Genomic DNA, 17,287 nt, shown 5'->3' with positions numbered 1-17,287 from the left:
GCCCACATTTCTCAAGCAGGACACCATCTCAGCATTTGAACAGCAACACAGTCACTCAAAAGCAGCCCGCCCCAGAAACGTCCGCCCGCCGGGTTTCCCTCGAGCCGAATGACGCCCGTCGCCTAGCCAACCTGTGCGGCCAGTACAACCAGCATCTTCGCCAGATCGAGAAACGGTTGAATATCGATATTCGCAACCGGGGCAATCTGTTCGTGCTCAGCGGGGCCAACTCCGCCGCTGGCGCCGGCGTCCTGGAACACCTTTATGAGGAGACCGAACAGGACGCCAACCTCACGCCGGACAAAATCCACCTGGTGCTGCAACAGTCGGGGGTCGAAGCATTGATGGAAGGTGAACAGCACAAAGGGGGTGGCAAAGTCCAGGATCTCACCCTGATACGTACCAAAAAGTGCACCGTGAAAGCGCGCGGCGCCAACCAGCAGCATTACGTGCGTGCCATTCAGACCCACGACATCAACTTCGGCATTGGCCCTGCCGGTACCGGCAAGACCTACCTGGCAGTGGCCTGTGCGGTGGAAGCACTGCTCAGCAACCAGGTGGAACGGATTCTATTGGTACGCCCTGCCGTAGAGGCGGGAGAAAAGCTGGGCTTTCTGCCCGGCGACCTGGCCCAGAAGGTGGACCCCTACCTGCGCCCTCTTTACGATGCCCTGTATGAAATGCTGGGCTTCGAGACTGTCGATAAACTAATCGAGCGCAACGTGATCGAAGTGGCACCGCTGGCCTATATGCGGGGCCGAACCCTCAACAACTCCTTTGTGATTCTGGACGAGAGCCAGAACACAACGCGAGAGCAGATGAAGATGTTCCTGACCCGCATCGGCTTCGGCAGCACGGCCGTGGTGAATGGAGACCCGACCCAGATCGACCTGCCCAAGGGACATCAATCGGGGCTGGCCCACGTGGCGCGGGTTCTGAGCAAGGTAGATGGCATTTCCTTCACCCACTTCACCGCCAAGGATGTGGTCCGCCACCCGTTGGTGCAACGGATTGTGGAAGCCTACGACGCGTTCGAGAGCGATTCGTCGGGAACCTGATGGACATTTCAGTTGACATCCAGGTCGCCAGCGAGGGCGACGACCCTCCCGAACCAGACTCGATCAGGCGCTGGCTGCGCGCGGTTCTCGACCGCGAGCTTCCGGCGCGCGACCCGCGCGAGATAGAACTGAGCGTTCGGCTGGTGGACCGGGAGGAAAGCCAGGCGCTGAATCGCCAGTATCGTCAGAAAGATTACCCCACCAACGTCCTGTCTTTTCCTTCGGAGCTGCCGGCCGATCTGCCGTTTCTCCACCTGGGGGACATCGTGGTGTGTGCCCCGGTCATCGGTGAGGAGGCCCGGGCACAGGGCAAGGCGCCCTCCGCCCACTGGGCCCACATGTTCGTACACGGCGCGTTACACCTGCTCGGCTATGACCACGTTGAAGACGCCGATGCTCAGATGATGGAAGCCAGAGAGGTGAGCATTCTCGCCCAGCTCGGCATCGCCGATCCCTATCTGACACCATCAATCACGACAGAAGAATAAACATTCGTTGAGGAGCGAATTGCACCATGGGTAGCGAAGACCCCGACCAGAGTCACACGACCAACGGCCAGCGCCAGGAAAGATCCTGGCTCACCAAGTTTTTGGATGGCTTCAACGCCGAACCGAAATCCCGGGAGGAGCTGCTGGACATCATCCAGGAAGCGGCGGCAAACAAGCTGCTGGATCAGGAAGCCCTGTCGATTATCGAAGGGGCGCTGGAAGTGGCCGACCGGCAAGTACGTGAGATCATGATTCCGCGCTCGCAGATGGTCGTGGTCAAGATGGACCAGCAGCCGGAAGAGTTTCTGCCCATGGTGATCGAATCCGGGCATTCGCGCTTCCCGGTTATCGGCGAATCCATGGACGATGTGAAGGGCATTTTGCTTGCCAAGGACCTGCTCCAGCTGATCGTGAGCGGGACGGAAAACTTCAAGCTGGCCAATGTGATCCGACCGGCCAACATCATTCCCGAGAGCAAGCGTCTGAACATCCTGCTGAGGGAGTTCCGCGAGAATCGATACCATATGGCCATGGTCATCGACGAGTATGGCGGCATCTCCGGCCTGGTAACGATCGAAGACATCCTCGAAGAGATCGTCGGGGACATCGAGGACGAAACTGATGAAGATATCGACGATACCTTTATTCGCGCCGTCTCCGACAATGAATATGTGGTCAAGGCCCTAACGCCGATCGAAGACTTCAACGACTATTTCGAGACCGGCTTCAGCGACGAGGAGTTCGATACCATCGGCGGGATCGTCACCAAGGCCTTCGGCCACCTGCCTTTGCGCAACGAGACCGCCGAGGTGGACGGATTCCAGTTTCGCGTTCTGTACTCCGACAACCGGCAGATCCACCTGCTGCGGGTCAGCAAACTGGAACCCTAGCAGCCAGGCCTGCAGCGGGATACCATAGCCGTTTTACACGCTAACGCCCCCAAGGGCCTCGATCCGGAATACCATCTCCTGTGTCCTTTTTTTCTGCGCTTCGAACGATTCGCTGGCAGTGGCCGCTGCTCGCTTTACTTGCGGGCGCGCTGGTCCCCCTGTCTTTTGCGCCTTTTGACATCTGGCCGATTGCCCTGCCCTGCCTGACCGTGTTTGCGTTGCTGCTCTGGCGCAGTGATGCACGGCAGGCCTTCGGGCGCAGCCTGGCCTTCGGGCTCGGGCTCTTTGGAACGGGGGCAAGTTGGGTATTCGTCAGCATCCACGATTTCGGTAACGCCTCGCCCCCGTTTGCGGTCCTGCTCACTGTGCTGCTTGTGGCAGTGCTGGCCACGGTCTTCGCCCTGCCGTTTCTGGTGCTTGGTCGCTGGCTGAGCCGCTCGCCACTGGCACTGCTGGTCGCGCTGCCAGCCTTGTGGGTGATTGGGGAGTGGCTGCGCAGCTGGTTGTTCAGTGGCTTCCCCTGGCTCTACCTCGGTTACGGGCATCTGAACACCTGGCTGGCCGGGTGGGCGCCGGTGATTGGGGTGATGGGCCTCAGCTATCTGGTGGCCCTGGCCGGGACGGGTATTGCCTTCGCGTGGATGGAGCGCAAGCGCAGAGCCTTCGCCGTGATCCCGCTGGTGCTGGCGCTCGGTCTCTGGGGCGCAGGTCTTCCCCTTTCCAAAGTCGAGTGGACGGAGTCCTACCGCGAACCCCTTAACGTCGGGCTCGTGCAGGGCAACATCCCTCAGGATAAAAAGTGGGACCCGGCCTGGCTGGAAACGACCCTGAGCCGCTACTTCACCATGAGTGAATCCCTGTGGCCGGACAGCGACTGGGTGGTGTGGCCTGAGGCAGCGATGCCCCTCCTCTACCACCAGGCACTGCCGTTTATTGATGAACTTCGCAGCCGGGCGCTGCAGCATGACGCTGCGCTGATCACGGGTGTGCTCTATGACTCGCGGGAGGATCGCGCCTATTACAACAGCATCGTTGGGCTTGGTCTGGGCTCCGGCATCTACCACAAACAGCGCCTGGTTCCCTTTGGCGACTACGTCCCCCTCCGTGACTGGTTTGGCCCCATTCTGTCAATCTTCGATCTGCCCATGTCGGTCCTGGAACCGGGCCCTCCCGACCAGAAGGGTCTGCAGGTCAGCGACGCGCTGATCGCACCTTCTATCTGTTATGAAATTGCGTATCCCGATGTGGTGGCGAACGGTGCCGCGGAATCCCACATTCTGATTACCGTGAGTAATGACGCCTGGTTCGGCGCTTCGCTGGGCCCCTTGCAGCACATGCAGATTGCGCAGATGCGGGCGCTGGAGACCGGCCGTTATCTGATTCGTGCCACCAACAACGGGGTCAGCGCACTGGTCGACAGCAGGGGCAGGATCATCGCCAGGACAGAGCAGTTCGTCCAGCAAACTCTCCAGGGCGAGGTTGAGTTGCGGCGCGGCGAAACCCCTTTCATGCGCTGGGGCACCGAGCCGCTGGTTGTGCTTTGTCTGCTGCTGGTGGCAGCCGCGTTCCCGTTTGCCCGACGAGGGTTCAACAGGCCACCTGCCGGACGGTAGATTGCGCCGGAATTTCCGGCGGAGGGTGTTGTCAGGCGGTCGCCGCCTTGCGCGTTACCTCGCCAAACCGAAACGGCCGTGTGGACTCCAGAATATGCTGCACTTCCTGAATGTCTTCCAGGTTGGTGAGCATGCGGAAGCGGTAGTTGGGCTCGCTCCCCTGCCAGTCTACGTCGAACCGGCCGAAGGTACTCCCCAACTGTTCCTGGTAAATATGCCGGAAAAAACGAGTGGTCTCCGGGTCCAGTTTTAACCGTTGCTTCACTTTTTCAATAAGAAACATCGCGTCCTGCGCCAGCTTTGATTCACCCACCTGGTGAGTGTCGGAAAGAAAGACGTATGTGCGCTCGTGATCCTTGCGGATCTCCAGCCACATAACGAATTCCGCACCGTCCCTGTCTTTCATTTTTACGCGCTGCATGTCCGGCAACAGATTTTTTTTCATCGCTTCACCTCACTTCGGCGGATCGCAGCAGGATTCGTGGACAGGCCCGCACACGCGAGCTGAACGGAATCACATTCTATGCAAACTGGCCTGGAAGTGAGATCGGGCTGGCGGAGTCCCATGTAAAGAATTGTCATGACCCGGGGTTTTATAAATTCTCAGGCGAATTTTTCCGGGAGGCTATTTCGAATCGTCCTAAGTAACGTAAGCCTGCTGAGAGATCGTGCCAGGACGCGGGTCAGCCAGGCCCTGCCGCGACACGCCGTAAATCCATCCCTGGAGGCTCTTCACCAGCATCCCTGCTGGTGAAGGTCGCGGCAGGGCCTGGCTGACCCGGTCTGAACGTCACGTGCCCAGCGGTCGTCAGAACACGTAGCGGATCAGCATCCCCACAACGGACAGCGTGCAGAGCGCCAGGCAGCCGTAACGCATCACCTCGTCGTTGATGTGCCGACTGACCCGGCTCGACAGCCAGCTTCCCGTCAGGGCAGCGGGGATAAGGGGCAAGGACAGGAGCAACTCGGATTTCCCGAGATAGCCTGCCGGCCAGAGAATGACGAGGGAGATGATGCAGCTGAAGATGAAAAACGCAGCCAGGTTGACGCGAATCACGTTGGCCAACTGCCCCTGCATCACCAGCGCCATCGGTGGCCCCCCGATGGAGGTGGAGGTTCCCATGACGCCGGACAGAAAGCCGGCAATGCCGAGATTGCGGCGGGTAAAGGGAATGGCGATCTTCAGATAACCCGCAACGATTCCGAAGCCGATCACCAGTGCAATCACCACTGCGAGGATCTGCTCAGAGACAATCATCAACAAACCGACTCCTACCAGGCTGCCGGGAATCCGCCACGCGATGGCCGGCATGAAGCCCCGCAGGGACAGGTGCGCGCGGAAGTGCCAGCTTGTGAACAGGCCGTTGAAGAGCGCCGCGATGATCATGGGCGCGGGCACGTAGGCCTCGTCGAGCATGAAGAGCAGGGGCGCGGATACCACGGCCATGCCAAACCCGATACTGGTCTGAATGAAGGAACCTACCACGACGGTGGAGAATGCGGCCAGGATTTGCAGTTCGATATTCAAGGCTCCGCCACTGCTTGTAGCATCTGATTGGGGTTGGTGCAGGCCAGAAGTGAGGTCAAGTTCTGCTGAGTTCCCGGTAGTCGGAGATCACCCGCGATATCGGCAAGCGGCTGCAGTACATGGCGGTACCGGAAGATGTCCGGATGAGGGAGCTGAAAATCGCCGAAGTCGCCGTACAGGTCACCGTGCAGCAACAGGTCCAGATCAATGGGAACCGCCTCGGCCTGGCGCCGATCACGTCCCAACTCCGCCTCGACGGTCCGGAGTATCTCCCGCACCCGGGGGGGAGGCAAGTCGGTGACGATGGACAGTACGAGGTTGTAGTAGTTGGGGCCCTTCCCGTCCGCCGGGGGGCTCTCATAAAGAGGCGAACGCTCCACACGGCCAAACATCTGCTCAAGCCGCTTCAAAGCGAGAGCCATATTGTCCTGCCTGCTTAGGTTGCTGCCTGCGCTGATGAAGACCCGGTTCATGTATACACTGAAGTTTTTTTGGTTCAGGGCTTTTCGCCCCGCTCAATGATCACGCCCACATCGCGAGCGTTGTCGAGCGGACCTGGTTTGGCGATGCGCAGCCGCAGCCAGCTCGCTCCGAACTCCTTTTGCAGCACCTGGGCTGCGCCCTCGGCCAGCGCCTCCACCAGATTGAAGTGATGGCTCTCGACGTAGTCAGTCAGCCGGTCGGCAATCGCCTTGTAGTCCAGAGTGTACTGCAGGTCATCGGATTCGATGGCTTTGCTGATGTCCGCAGCCACTTCGATATCGATTATCAGTTCCTGCTTGTTTCGCTTTTCCCACTCGTAAACACCGATGATGGTATCGATGCGAAGCTCGCGGATAAAAAGAATGTTCATAGACGATCCACAACAGAGAATGGGGCACAGCTCAGACGGCGGCCAGGGTAGTGAGCGGCCAGCGCGCCTTGACCGTGATGCCGAGATCTTCCTTTTGTCCGGCAAGGAGGCGCTGACAGCCGGCAAATGCAATCATTGCACCGTTGTCCACGCAGAATTCCGGGCGCGGGTAATACACCTGAACTCCCTTGCTTCCCAGCGTCGCCTGCAGTTTCTCCCGCAAGCTCTGGTTGGCGGAGACGCCGCCGGCCATAATCAGTGTTTTCAGCCCGGTCTGCTCCATGGCGCGGCGACACTTGATGAGCAGCGTGTCCACCACCGCCTCCTGAAAGGCGTAGGCAATGTCGGCCATGGTCTGCGGGTCCGGGAGGCCGTCCGCCTGGGCATGCTCGGCGATGGTATTAAGGGTGAAGGTCTTCAGCCCGCTGAAGCTGAAATCAAGGCCGGGGCGGTCGGTCATGGGCCGGGGAAATCTGAAGCGTTTGCGACCGCTGGTGGCGAGGCGGGCGATCTGAGGGCCGCCCGGATAGTCCAGGTCGAGCATTTTGGCCGCCTTGTCGAAAGCCTCCCCCGCCGCATCATCCAGAGATTCCCCCAGCAGTTCATAACGGCCGATGCCGTCGACCCGCATAAGCTGGGTGTGGCCACCGGAGACCAGCAGCGCCACAAAGGGAAACCGGGGTGGATTGTCCTCCAGCATGGGGGCGAGCAGGTGTCCCTCCATATGGTGGACACCGATGGCCGGAACCTGCCACGCGTAGGCAAGAGAACGACCAATGCAGGCTCCCACCATCAGTGCGCCCACGAGGCCCGGGCCCCGGGTAAAAGCCACCGCGTCGATGTCGCCCGGCCCGCTGCCGGAGTCCCGCAGCACCTGCTGGACCAGCGGCAGGGTTTTACGAATGTGGTCCCGGGAAGCCAGTTCCGGCACAACCCCGCCGTACTCCGCATGAACGGCCACCTGACTGTAGAGTTTGTGGTCCAGCAGGCCCCGTTCGCTGTCATACACAGCGACGCCGGTCTCATCGCAGGAGCTTTCGATACCTAGAACGCGCATGGCATACCTGAAGGAAAAGAGACGAATGATAATGAGCTGGCGGCGCCAAGACCAGCAAAACCACCCCGCGGAGGGTGGGAGTTTCAGACGGGAGGAAGTTGATCTCCCTCCGGGAAGTGTATATCATCAGCGCCCCCTGAACTGGGAGCCCTCCGGCCCGCTATCCAACAGCAGAGCCCACGGCCGCTCCCCGGGACAAAATTGATCAATACGGGACCCAATATGCCATCAGTAAAGCTGAAAGAGAACGAGCCTTTTGATATTGCTCTGCGCCGCTTCAAGCGCTCCTGCGAGAAGGCAGGCATTCTGGCGGAAGTACGTCGCCGCGAGCACTACGAAAAGCCCACTGCGGTTCGCAAGCGCAAGGCGGCTGCGGCAGTTAAACGCCACGCCAAGAAAGTTCAGCGCGAAACCCGCAAGTTTCAGCGTCTTTACTAAGTCCGGCCCTACCTCCGAGCTACCGACCCGGCAGTTGCCGGGCGGGCCGCTGGCATCCACAGCCAATACCGCCCCGTAAGCTGGAGATCTCCATGCCCGCACTCAAAGACCAGATCACCGACGCGATGAAGGCCGCCATGCGGGCCAAAGACAAAGAGCGGCTGGGTGTTTTGCGCCTGATTCTGTCCGAGTGCAAGCGCATTGAGGTGGATGAGCGCATTGAGCTCTCCGACGAGCGTGTGCTGGCCATTCTGGACAAGATGACCAAGCAACGCCGGGACTCAGCCAGGCAATACCGGGATGCTGACCGTCCCGAGCTGGCGGAGCAGGAAGACTACGAAATCTCTGTCATCAGCGACTTTCTCCCCGAAGCACTCACCGACGACGAGTTGGCGGCCGTTATCGAGCAGGCGATCGCGGACAGCGGCGCCGAAGGCCCCCGGGACATGGGTAAAGTGATGGGGCTCGTGAAGCCACAGATCCAGGGCCGGGCGGACATGGGAGCAGCCAGCCAGATGGTGAAGCAAAAGCTGTCCTGAGCCTTCAGCTCCCAGCGCCGCTCTTCCACATATTGATCACCCGTCTCCAAAGCTCTTACACTCGGATGGGGCGCCGCCGGCGCCCCAACGCCGATCACCCCGGAGACCCACTGTCGTGAGTGCCCGCATACCTCAGAGCTTTATCGACGATCTGCTGGATCGGGTCGATATCGTCGAATTGGTGGATGCCCGGGTCAAACTCAAAAAGAGCGGCAAGAATTACTCGGCCTGCTGCCCCTTCCACGACGAAAAAACCCCTTCCTTCACCGTCACCCAGGACAAACAGTTCTACTACTGCTTTGGCTGCGGCGCCTCGGGCAACGCCATCGGATTTCTGATGGATTACGACCGCCTGAGCTTCCCGGAAGCGGTGGAGCAATTGGCGCGCCTGTCAGGGCTGGAAGTCCCGCGTGAACAGCGACAGGCCTCCTCCCAGGAGCTTGCCCGGGAGAGGGACCGCAAAACCATTTACTCCCTGCTCGAAGCGGCTGCCTCCTTCTACCAGCAGGCTTTGCGTCAACATCCTGCCAAGGGGCACGCGGTGGGCTACCTGCAGCGGCGGGGCCTGAGCGGGGAGGTGGCCCGAGACTTCGGGCTCGGCTTTGCTCCGCCCGGCTGGGACAATCTGCTCCGGGCCCTGGGGACAGAGCCCGATGACCAGCGCCTGCTGATCGAGAGCGGCATGCTCATCAATCGGGACGACAACCACAAGCTCTATGACCGGTTCCGGGACCGGATCATGTTCCCCATCCGCGACGTGCGGGGACGGGTGATCGGTTTTGGCGGCCGGGTCCTGGGCGATGGCAAACCCAAGTACCTCAATTCCCCCGAATCGCCCGTCTTCCACAAGGGGGAGGAGCTGTACGGCCTCTACGAAGCGCGCCAGGCCAATTCCCAGCTCAAACGGGTAATGGTCGTGGAAGGCTATATGGACGTGGTTGCCCTTTCCCAGTTCGGTATCAGTTATGGGGTCGCCACCCTCGGAACGGCGTGCCGCGAAGACCACCTGAAAAAGGCCTTCAAGTACACCCAGGAAGTGGTGTTCTGCTTCGACGGTGATAATGCCGGCCGAATGGCCGCTCGCCGGGCACTGGAGAACAGCTTGCCTGTGATGACCGATGGGCGCCAGGTGCGATTCCTGTTCCTGCCGGATGGGGAGGACCCGGACACGCTGGTCCGACAGATCGGCGCCAAGAAATTCACCCACCTCATCGAACACGCGCTGCCCCTCGAAGAGTTCTTCTTTGACGCCCTGTGCGAAGACCTGGACGTTCGCTCCATGGAGGGTCGCGCCCGGCTGAGCAAACTGGCCGCCCCCATGCTCAACCGGCTGCCCAAGGGCGTCTATCGCGAACTGATGTTCAGCAGCCTGGCCAAACGCACCGGCCTGGAAGTACATACCCTGCTCGAGCTGGTAGAGGAAGTGCCGCTGCAGCCGCTCGCACCGCCGGACGGACCCGATCGCGAACCCGCTGTCGTGGACGAAACCCCGCCACCGCCCGATTATGAAATGGTGTACGACTCCGGGGCACAACCGGTTCAGCGTCAGGCGCACAGCATCCGAGCCGGCGAGCGGGTCAAATTGTCCACTGCGCGACTGCTGACTCTCCTGCTGTTCCACTACCCGGAACTCGCTCCGGAAGCAGCGGACCTGGAAACAGAGCACCTGGCGGCCGAGACTGACGGCGGGCTCGATCAGTTTCTTGAATTGCTGCACCTGCTCCGACAACGCCCCCACTTCACAACCGCGCAGATCATCGGGCATTTGCAGGGCACGGGAGACGAAGCCGCCGGCAGCCTCGCCGAGTTGAGTGCGGGTGTGGGCGAGCTGATTCGCCGTGCCCAGCAACTGCAAGGCTATGACCCCCGGCGGGAGTTCAGGGAGGCCATCCAGCGACTGCAAAGCCAGGTGGAGCGCCGCAAAGCGGAGGCACTGCTTGGGCAACTGCGCGGCAAACCCTTTGCCGAGCTAAGCGCCGAGGAAAAGCAGCTCTATCGGGAAACTCTGGCCCGGTTTGTTGCCGTACCCCCGACCGTGGAATAGTCGAGCCTGAACTCAAGGCGCCCCATAGGCCCGCACCGGCTGCGATGGGCGCAGCCCGTGTGGTAGAATACGCGCCCTTTATTTCCTGCTCCCCACACACCGCGAGAAGTTGCCATGAGTTTAGATTTAGTACCGCCCGGACGCGACGTGCCCGAGGATATCAACGTCATCATTGAAATTCCCCTCAATGGTGACCCAATCAAGTACGAAGTGGACAAGGATAGTGGCCAGATTTTCGTAGATCGCATGCTGGGCACAGCCATGCACTACCCCTGCAACTACGGCTATGTTCCTCATACACTGTGTGGTGACGGTGACCCGGTGGATGTACTGGTGATCATGCCCCTGGCTCTGATTCCCGGCTCTGTTATTCGATGCCGCCCAATCGGCGTACTGAAGATGACCGACGAATCAGGTGAAGATGCCAAGATCGTGGCCGTACCGGTGGACAAGATCACTACCCTTTACCGCGACATCGAGTCGGTTCGCGATCTGCCTGCCATTACCCTGAGTCAGATTGCACACTTCTTCGAGCACTACAAAGACCTGGAAGAAGGCAAATGGGTCAAGATCGAAGGCTGGGATGGCCCTGTAACAGCGCGTGAAGAAATCATGGACTCCATCAAGCGCTACAAGGAATCACCGGACAAACCCAACTTCTGAGGCGCTGGACCGCGGCCGGACAGATGACCGCGGAGCAGTCTCGAAGCGAAATGTTCGGATACAAAAAAAGCCCCGGGGTGGATGCCCCGGGGCTTTTTGTTTGCAGCAGTGCCGGTCAGAAATTGTAGCCGACGGTGACACCGAAGGTGCGGGGATCACCCAGGTAGGCACTGTAGGACTCCAGGGGCTGAACACCGGCAAAGTTCTGGGACGGTGAATCAAACACGACCTGATAGTAATCCTCGTCCGTCAGGTTTCGTGCCCACAACTCCGCAGTCCAGGTTTCATCCGCAGAACGCACGCCAACTCGACCATTCCAGACGGTGAATGCGTCCTGCACTTTCTCCGGGTCCAGATCCGAGCCCGTGTTGTGCTCGTCGGTGAATCGGAAATCCAGGTGCGCAAAAGCGTTGAGGTTGCCCAACTGGAAGTCATAGGTTGCCGCGCCAGTGGCACTCCACTCGGGAGCGTGGGTCATCTGCTGCCCTGCCAGGTTTGTGGCCGGCGCGCCGTCCGAACGGGTTACGTCGTCGGCGTATTCGGCTTCGTTCCACAACAGACCGGCGGTCAGGGACAGGTTATCCCCGATCGTGGTCCGAAGATCGACTTCCACGCCCTGGGAGGTCACCTCATCCAGAGTTACCACAAAGAAGGTGAGTCCGTTGAAGGTGTTGAGCTGGAAGTTCTCGAAGTCCTGGTAGAAGTAGGTGGCGTTCAGAGTCGTGGTGCCGCCAGCAAAGGTTGCTTTCACACCCAGTTCGTAGGAATCAACTGTCTCTTCCTCAAACTCGAGGGCGGCCACATCGCGGTCGATATCGAAGCCTTGCCCACCGGTGACTGTGTCGGGATCAAGACCGGACCGATCCAGGTTGAAGCCGCCGGACTTGTAGCCGTTGGCATAGCTCACATAGCCCATCAACTGGTCGGTGAAATAGTAGCTGGCCGCTACAGTGCCGCTCACATCCTCTTCGTCACGGTTGTCCGTGTAGGTACCGTCCAGAGTGTGGTTGAGGGTCCCGCCGAGGCAGTACAGACCGTATAGAACGTCGTCGAGCGGGCCGGTGATGGGAGTGCGGGGCCCGTCGACGCCCGTGTAGCCGCCCGCCGCCAGCGCAATTGCACACGCGTCACCCGTGGTCGCAACCTCACCATCGAAGTCCTTTTCCTCCGAGGTCCAGCGCAGACCCAACGTCAACTCGAGGTTGTCCATTGGGCGCCAGGTGTTGTGAGTGAAGAATGCGAGGCTCTCGGTCTCGGTGGTGAAGAGGTCGCTGGCCCCATCGCCGGATGCCGGTCCCCAGGGCAGCGGAATCGGAGCAAGAGGAGTACCAGGACCCCCAAGCACTGCGGCAAAGGCACCGAGAGTATGCTCCACATAGGCTTGATAATCGGCTCCGACCTTGGTGCCGAGGGTATGATCCAGGGTTTCGTCGCCGTAGAACATGCCCACCAGCCAGTCCAGATCACCGTCCAGCAGCTGCCCGTTGAGGCGGAACTCCTGGGTAAAGGTCTCGAATTCCTGGATGTAATCGTCCGTATCCCGGTAGATCAGGTCGGCGCCGGAATAATCCAGATCGCCCGCATTGCGCGCGTCCCAGTCCCGGTAGGCGGTGATGGAAGTAAACGCCAGCTCACCGATGTTCCAGTCAACCTGACCGGAAAGGCCGTACTCTTCCACTTCCGTATCGTAGGTGCGGCCTGGAGTGGTGTAGGAATCGCGATCGAAAACATCGTTCACATCGTTGGTAAGCTGCTGGGGACTGAGCTGTTCAATAGCGAAGCTGGTTCGCAGCCCCTTTTCCGTGTACATGGCCGCGCAGCAGGTCTCATCGCGCTCGCCGTAGTCCGCAATCAGGCGTACGCTCAAATCGTCGCTGGGATCGAACACCAGCTGGCCCCGGAGTGCATAGCGATCACGATCGTTGTGCTCTTCTCCGCTCAGCTCATCTTCGAAAAAGCCGTCGCGCTTGGTGTAAGTGAAATCAAGGCCGGCCGCCAGATCGGTGCTGCCGCCGCTAACGCCGCCATCCACCTTGGCGTAGCCGTAGTTACCCGCGCTCAGTTTTACGTAGGCATCAGTCTCGTCGAACTGGGGCTGCTGGGTAATCACATGCACCAGACCGGCCGAAGTATTGCGGCCGAACAGAGTACCCTGGGGTCCGCGCAGAACTTCGATTCGATCAACCCGGCCCAGATCGGTAAACCCGACGGCAGTCCGGTTGCGGTACACGCCGTCAATGAAAATACCCACGGCGGACTCAAGCCCCGGGTTGTTACCCTGGGTTCCGATGCCGCGAATACGTGCGGTGGTCCCGATGGTCTCGGACGTGGTGCTGGTCATGTAGAAGGTGGGCGCCATCTGGTTCAGGCCACCCACATCGGTAACGCCCGCCATTTCCAATTCCTCACCGCCCAGCATGTTGACGGAGACAGGAATGTCCTGAACGGACCGCGCCCGCTGTGTTGCGGTCACGATGATTTCCTCAAGCACTGCGCCTCCCTCTTGTGCCGTCGCCAGGGGCGACACAGCCCAGGTTGAGGCTGTTGCAGCGATAGCGGCACTCAGCAGCTGGTTTCTTCTTTTCATTGACTGACTTCCTCCCTAAAACCCTGTTTTTTTTGCTTTGAAACCGGGACGCAGTGTAGCAGTCTACTTTCCGCCGCTTATCAGTCTTTCTTCGTATTTGAGTTTGATACGGCGCATTATTCACGGCTTTTTACCGGCTTTCTTGATGGGACCGAATCGACAGAGACATCAACGGGAAAGGTTGGCCCGAGCACGACCGGAAAGTCAGGCGGACCGGAAGGAAGTCAGGAAGGGAAACTGGGAAGGGGCCCGGGGACCCTCAGTACGCGAACAGCCGCACAGGTCATTCGGGAAGCGGCGCGACCTGGAGGTGCGATACATCGACGTCCACAACCTCCCTGCCCTGGCGCTCCTCGGGTCTAAGTACATCGGCGCCAGGCTCTGCCAGATCAAATTCGGCCATTGGCTCCATCAGGGGCAGCTCGTCCCGGTGGTAGCCTTCCAGCAGATCCGTGCCCGGCTCCGCCAATTTGTATGCACTGAGATCGAGGGTTAACGCCGCATCTTTTGATTTTTCCGATTCATCCAGAAGATCGCCCTGCGCCGGTCTGACGCTTAATGCACTGAGATCCAGCTCGGGCTCGGGGGCCCCGGCGGCTTTCGCCGGCGTCAGCAGGTTGGCTCCGGGAGGGGCCAGCGAGAACCCCTGGCCGCTTCCAGACTCGGGCGCCGCCTGAGGAGCATCGGTCCGCTTTGGGGCTTCGCTGGGGGCCTTCCGGACAGCACCGGCCGCTGGTCGCGAAGGAGTTGCCCCTCCACCGCCCTGCTGGGGCCTGAGTCGAACCTGTGCGCCCGCCTGCAACAGTACCGCCTGGTATTTCTCCGCTGTGTCGCGGTTCAGGTTTCGCTTGAGTGCGACCGGTTTGCCGGAAAAGAGCGCCTCGATTCTGGCGGGGTCCACCTTAAACAATTTCGCCAGGCGCAGTTTGACGTCCTCAACCCGGTGACCCGGAACGACATCCCCGCGGAAGATGAGATCGAATTGCGATGCGGTCATAGTGGCTCTCGCTGATGACAGGCGCTGATTACAGATTCTTGCCGCAACAGCCTAGCCCAGATCGGGCTAGCCCGCGAGTGGCTCAGTCACAGTTCATCTTCTCCCAGAAGTGATCCATGGACAGAGCCGAATGGTTCTGGCTGCCCCGGCCCACAATCTGTCCCGGAACGCCGGCCACCGTGGTATAGGGCGGTACATCGCTGAGCACGACGCTGCCCGCACCGATGCGGGCACCTTCACCGATGGTGATGTTGCCCAGGATCTTGGCACCGACGCTGATGAGCACCCCATCCTGGACCTTGGGGTGGCGGTCTCCCGCTTCACAGCCGATACCCCCCAGCGTGACGGAGTGGAGGATGGAGATATCGTTCCCCAGCACAGCCGTTTCACCCACTACGAGTCCTGTGGCGTGATCGAGCATTATGCCGCTGCCCACTCGGGCTCCCGGATGGATGTCGACGCTGAACTGCTGGGAGATTCGATTCTGCAGATAGAACGCGAGGAACTGCCGTCCCTGAAGCCACAATTCATGACTGATGCGATGGGCCTGCAGGGCGTGAAACCCTTTGAAGTGAAGCAGCGGAGTGGAATATTTGTCGCAGGCGGGGTCCCGCTCCCGGTGGGCGCAGATGTCACGAACCATCGCTTCGTAAATGGCGGGTTTGGCTTCCATCGTGCTCTGGATCAACTCCCGCAGCAGCATGGCGGGCACGGTGGAGGAGTTCAGCTTGTTGGCAAGTTCAAAGCTGATGGCCTGAACCAGAGTCTGATGTTTGAGAACCGCGGCATAGTAATAGCTCGCCAGCGTCGGTTCTTCATCCACCATGGCGGCGGCTTCGGTGCGGATTTCCCGCCAGACCTCTTCTACGGATGAACCCATATTGATCGTCTCGCTGCTTGGCCGGGCAAGTGTAACATTGATGGGAGCGGCAGTTAATTTGTCGACGGATCCCGCGGCACGCGGATAAGCAAGAGCAGCGGGACCGCGGCGATCGTCAGCCACATCATGTACCGGAAGTCCTGAAGGTACGCCAGCACTGCGGCCTGGCGCGAGACCTCCCCGTTCAGCATCAGGATTGAAGCGGTGGAGTCAAGACTCCACGGCGTGTTCTGCGCCAACTCCCGCAGCCCCAGGTTGAAAGGCGTAATGAATTCCGAGAAGACGGCCTGGTTGCTCTGGCTGTTTTGGGCCAGCAAAGTGATGGAGATGGATACACCGATGCTGCTGCCGAGATTGCGAACCAGGTTGTAGAGTGGGGTCGCCTCGTTGCGGTAACGGGGCGCAAGCGTGGCGAAGGTGACGGTGGCCATGGGCACAAAAATGCACCCCAGTCCCAGTCCCTGAATCACGCCCGACGTCACGATCTCCCGGCTGGCCACCTCGGCGGTGAATCGGCTCATGTCCCACAGCGACCAGGCCAGGAGCATCAGCCCGGCAAAAATGATCACACGCGGATCCACCCGACCCACAATGCGCCCCATCAACATCATGCCAAGCATGGTGCCCATTCCGCGCGGTGCCAGCAGCAGCCCCACATCCAGAGTTGGATAGCCCATCAGGTTTTGCATGAAAGGAGGCATCAGCGCCAGCACGGCCAGGAGGATGATACCCACCACAAACATCAGCACCATGCCGCTGTTGAAGTTGCGGTCGCGGAACAGAGCGGGATCCAGAAAGGGCCGCTTCGAGGTGAGCATGTGAGCGATAAAGAGATAGAAGAACAGGGCGGCGAGCAAAGCTTCGATGACAATCTCTGCGCTCGCAAACCAGTTCTGGGATTCGCCGCGATCGAGCATCATCTGCAGAGCGCCAATGGCCACCGCCAGCAGGGTAAAGCCGAGCAGGTCAAAACGCCTGTCGCGCTCAAGGGGCGTTTCCCGGAGAAACATGGTCAATCCGGCCCAGGTGACCAGCCCGAGGGGCAGGTTGATGTAGAACACCCAGCGCCAACTGTAGTATTCGGTGAGGTAGCCACCGAGCGTCGGGCCGATAATCGGCCCGAGCATCACCCCCATGCCCCACATGGCCATCGCCGATCCGTGCTTTTCCCGGGGGTAGATGTCGAGCATGACTGACTGGGAAAGCGGAACAAGGGGCGCGCCGAACACGCCCTGCAGGAAACGAAAGAAGACGATCTGGTAAATGTTCTGGGCGGCACCGCACAGCATCGAGGTCAGGGTAAAACCTACGACGCAGATGATGAACAGGCGTTTGCGGCCGAGGCGCGCCACCAGGTGTCCGGTGAGCGGTATGAAAATGGCGGCGGCGAGGATGTAAGAAGTGAGAACCCAGGAAATCTGATCCTGAAATACGCCCATGCTGCCCTGCATTTGCGGCAGGGCCACATTGGCGATGGTCGTATCGATGGTCTGCATGATGGTGGCCGCCATCACCGACAAGGTTACCAGGGCCCGGTTATGCCCACCGGTTTCAGCAGCCGCCGGGGTCGTGCGAACCTCGGTTTCCATCTTTAGCTTACCTCGTCATCGAAACAGGACCGGGAAGATTCCGGATTTGGATTCGGCGGCCCC

General features: G+C 60.1%; 17 protein-coding genes. 8 read left to right on the top strand and 9 right to left on the bottom strand.

Features of this window, described 5'->3' with window-relative positions:
* Positions 1-35: 35 nt before the first annotated feature.
* The 4 genes from ACURWW_RS09060 to lnt all read left to right on the top strand — a co-directional run bounded on the left by ACURWW_RS09060 (position 36) and on the right by lnt (position 4,049).
* Entirely contained in the window at positions 36-1,058 is a 1,023-nt protein-coding gene (locus ACURWW_RS09060; protein WP_445616491.1) for a PhoH family protein, read from the top strand.
* Positions 1,058-1,546, top strand: coding sequence for an rRNA maturation RNase YbeY (gene ybeY, locus ACURWW_RS09055; protein WP_445616490.1), 489 nt, complete (start codon positions 1,058-1,060; stop codon positions 1,544-1,546). Before ACURWW_RS09060 ends, ybeY begins: the two co-directional genes overlap by 1 nt.
* A gap of 26 nt (positions 1,547-1,572) precedes the next feature.
* A complete protein-coding gene (locus ACURWW_RS09050) occupies positions 1,573-2,436 on the top strand; it encodes an HlyC/CorC family transporter (RefSeq protein ID WP_445616489.1) in 864 nt (287 codons plus the stop codon).
* Positions 2,437-2,516: 80 nt separating this feature from the next.
* Complete coding sequence (gene lnt, locus ACURWW_RS09045) at positions 2,517-4,049, top strand: apolipoprotein N-acyltransferase (protein ID WP_445616488.1); 1,533 nt, start codon at positions 2,517-2,519, stop codon at positions 4,047-4,049.
* A 31-nt stretch (positions 4,050-4,080) separates the two neighbouring features.
* On the opposite strand, the gene ACURWW_RS09040 is transcribed toward lnt, so the two are convergent.
* The 5 genes from ACURWW_RS09040 to tsaD form a co-directional block, all read right to left on the bottom strand.
* A complete protein-coding gene (locus ACURWW_RS09040; protein WP_445616487.1) occupies positions 4,081-4,494 on the bottom strand; it encodes a hypothetical protein in 414 nt (137 codons plus the stop codon).
* A 363-nt stretch (positions 4,495-4,857) separates the two neighbouring features.
* On the bottom strand, positions 4,858-5,577 hold the full coding sequence (locus ACURWW_RS09035; RefSeq protein WP_445616486.1) for a sulfite exporter TauE/SafE family protein: 720 nt from the start codon (positions 5,575-5,577) through the stop codon (positions 4,858-4,860).
* Positions 5,574-6,050, bottom strand: coding sequence for a 2-amino-4-hydroxy-6-hydroxymethyldihydropteridine diphosphokinase (gene folK, locus ACURWW_RS09030; protein ID WP_445616485.1), 477 nt, complete (start codon positions 6,048-6,050; stop codon positions 5,574-5,576). The genes ACURWW_RS09035 and folK overlap by 4 nt, the downstream gene beginning before the upstream one ends.
* Positions 6,051-6,073: 23 nt before the next feature.
* Positions 6,074-6,430, bottom strand: coding sequence for a dihydroneopterin aldolase (folB, locus tag ACURWW_RS09025; protein WP_445616484.1), 357 nt, complete (start codon positions 6,428-6,430; stop codon positions 6,074-6,076).
* A 31-nt stretch (positions 6,431-6,461) separates the two neighbouring features.
* Positions 6,462-7,487, bottom strand: a complete 1,026-nt coding sequence (tsaD, locus tag ACURWW_RS09020) for a tRNA (adenosine(37)-N6)-threonylcarbamoyltransferase complex transferase subunit TsaD (RefSeq protein WP_445616483.1) — start codon at positions 7,485-7,487, stop codon at positions 6,462-6,464.
* A gap of 222 nt (positions 7,488-7,709) precedes the next feature.
* Here tsaD and rpsU point away from each other — a divergent pair, with 222 nt between their 5' ends.
* From rpsU to ppa, 4 genes are all read left to right on the top strand, one after another.
* Positions 7,710-7,925: a 30S ribosomal protein S21 gene (rpsU, locus tag ACURWW_RS09015; RefSeq protein ID WP_445616482.1), complete on the top strand. Its 216-nt coding sequence runs from the start codon at positions 7,710-7,712 to the stop codon at positions 7,923-7,925.
* Positions 7,926-8,017: 92 nt separating this feature from the next.
* Positions 8,018-8,464, top strand: coding sequence for a GatB/YqeY domain-containing protein (locus ACURWW_RS09010; protein WP_445616481.1), 447 nt, complete (start codon positions 8,018-8,020; stop codon positions 8,462-8,464).
* A 115-nt stretch (positions 8,465-8,579) separates the two neighbouring features.
* A complete protein-coding gene (gene dnaG, locus ACURWW_RS09005) occupies positions 8,580-10,508 on the top strand; it encodes a DNA primase (RefSeq protein WP_445616480.1) in 1,929 nt (642 codons plus the stop codon).
* A 114-nt stretch (positions 10,509-10,622) separates the two neighbouring features.
* Entirely contained in the window at positions 10,623-11,171 is a 549-nt protein-coding gene (ppa, locus tag ACURWW_RS09000) for an inorganic diphosphatase (protein ID WP_445616479.1), read from the top strand.
* 115 nt (positions 11,172-11,286) lie between these two features.
* Here ppa and ACURWW_RS08995 read toward each other — a convergent pair whose 3' ends face one another.
* From ACURWW_RS08995 to ACURWW_RS08980, 4 genes are all read right to left on the bottom strand, one after another.
* Positions 11,287-13,758 carry a TonB-dependent receptor gene (locus ACURWW_RS08995; protein ID WP_445616478.1) on the bottom strand — a complete coding sequence of 824 codons (2,472 nt, stop codon included), beginning with the start codon at positions 13,756-13,758 and terminating at the stop codon, positions 11,287-11,289.
* Positions 13,759-14,041: 283 nt separating this feature from the next.
* Entirely contained in the window at positions 14,042-14,755 is a 714-nt protein-coding gene (locus ACURWW_RS08990; protein ID WP_445616477.1) for a hypothetical protein, read from the bottom strand.
* 82 nt (positions 14,756-14,837) lie between these two features.
* Positions 14,838-15,635: a serine O-acetyltransferase gene (gene cysE, locus ACURWW_RS08985; protein WP_445616476.1), complete on the bottom strand. Its 798-nt coding sequence runs from the start codon at positions 15,633-15,635 to the stop codon at positions 14,838-14,840.
* A gap of 53 nt (positions 15,636-15,688) precedes the next feature.
* Positions 15,689-17,224 (bottom strand): DHA2 family efflux MFS transporter permease subunit, encoded by a 1,536-nt coding sequence (locus ACURWW_RS08980; protein WP_445616475.1) that lies wholly within the window; start codon positions 17,222-17,224, stop codon positions 15,689-15,691.
* Between the last annotated feature and the right edge of the window lie 63 nt (positions 17,225-17,287).

It is taken from the genome of Gilvimarinus sp. F26214L, assembly GCF_054401055.1.
This window is presented reverse-complemented; position numbering and strand designations above follow the sequence as displayed.

Bases quoted from the DNA above. Each gene is read 5' to 3' on its own strand.
- ybeY (WP_445616490.1), top strand. From the start codon at position 1,058: ATGGACATTTCAGTTGACATCCAGGTCGCCAGCGAGGGCGACGACCCT.
- ACURWW_RS09050 (WP_445616489.1), top strand. From the start codon at position 1,573: ATGGGTAGCGAAGACCCCGACCAGAGTCACACGACCAACGGCCAGCGC.
- ACURWW_RS09040 (WP_445616487.1), bottom strand. From the start codon at position 4,494: ATGAAAAAAAATCTGTTGCCGGACATGCAGCGCGTAAAAATGAAAGAC.
- folK (WP_445616485.1), bottom strand. From the start codon at position 6,050: ATGAACCGGGTCTTCATCAGCGCAGGCAGCAACCTAAGCAGGCAGGAC.
- folB (WP_445616484.1), bottom strand. From the start codon at position 6,430: ATGAACATTCTTTTTATCCGCGAGCTTCGCATCGATACCATCATCGGT.
- tsaD (WP_445616483.1), bottom strand. From the start codon at position 7,487: ATGCGCGTTCTAGGTATCGAAAGCTCCTGCGATGAGACCGGCGTCGCT.
- rpsU (WP_445616482.1), top strand. From the start codon at position 7,710: ATGCCATCAGTAAAGCTGAAAGAGAACGAGCCTTTTGATATTGCTCTG.
- ACURWW_RS09010 (WP_445616481.1), top strand. From the start codon at position 8,018: ATGCCCGCACTCAAAGACCAGATCACCGACGCGATGAAGGCCGCCATG.
- ppa (WP_445616479.1), top strand. From the start codon at position 10,623: ATGAGTTTAGATTTAGTACCGCCCGGACGCGACGTGCCCGAGGATATC.
- ACURWW_RS08995 (WP_445616478.1), bottom strand. From the start codon at position 13,758: ATGAAAAGAAGAAACCAGCTGCTGAGTGCCGCTATCGCTGCAACAGCC.
- ACURWW_RS08990 (WP_445616477.1), bottom strand. From the start codon at position 14,755: ATGACCGCATCGCAATTCGATCTCATCTTCCGCGGGGATGTCGTTCCG.
- cysE (WP_445616476.1), bottom strand. From the start codon at position 15,635: ATGGGTTCATCCGTAGAAGAGGTCTGGCGGGAAATCCGCACCGAAGCC.
- ACURWW_RS08980 (WP_445616475.1), bottom strand. From the start codon at position 17,224: ATGGAAACCGAGGTTCGCACGACCCCGGCGGCTGCTGAAACCGGTGGG.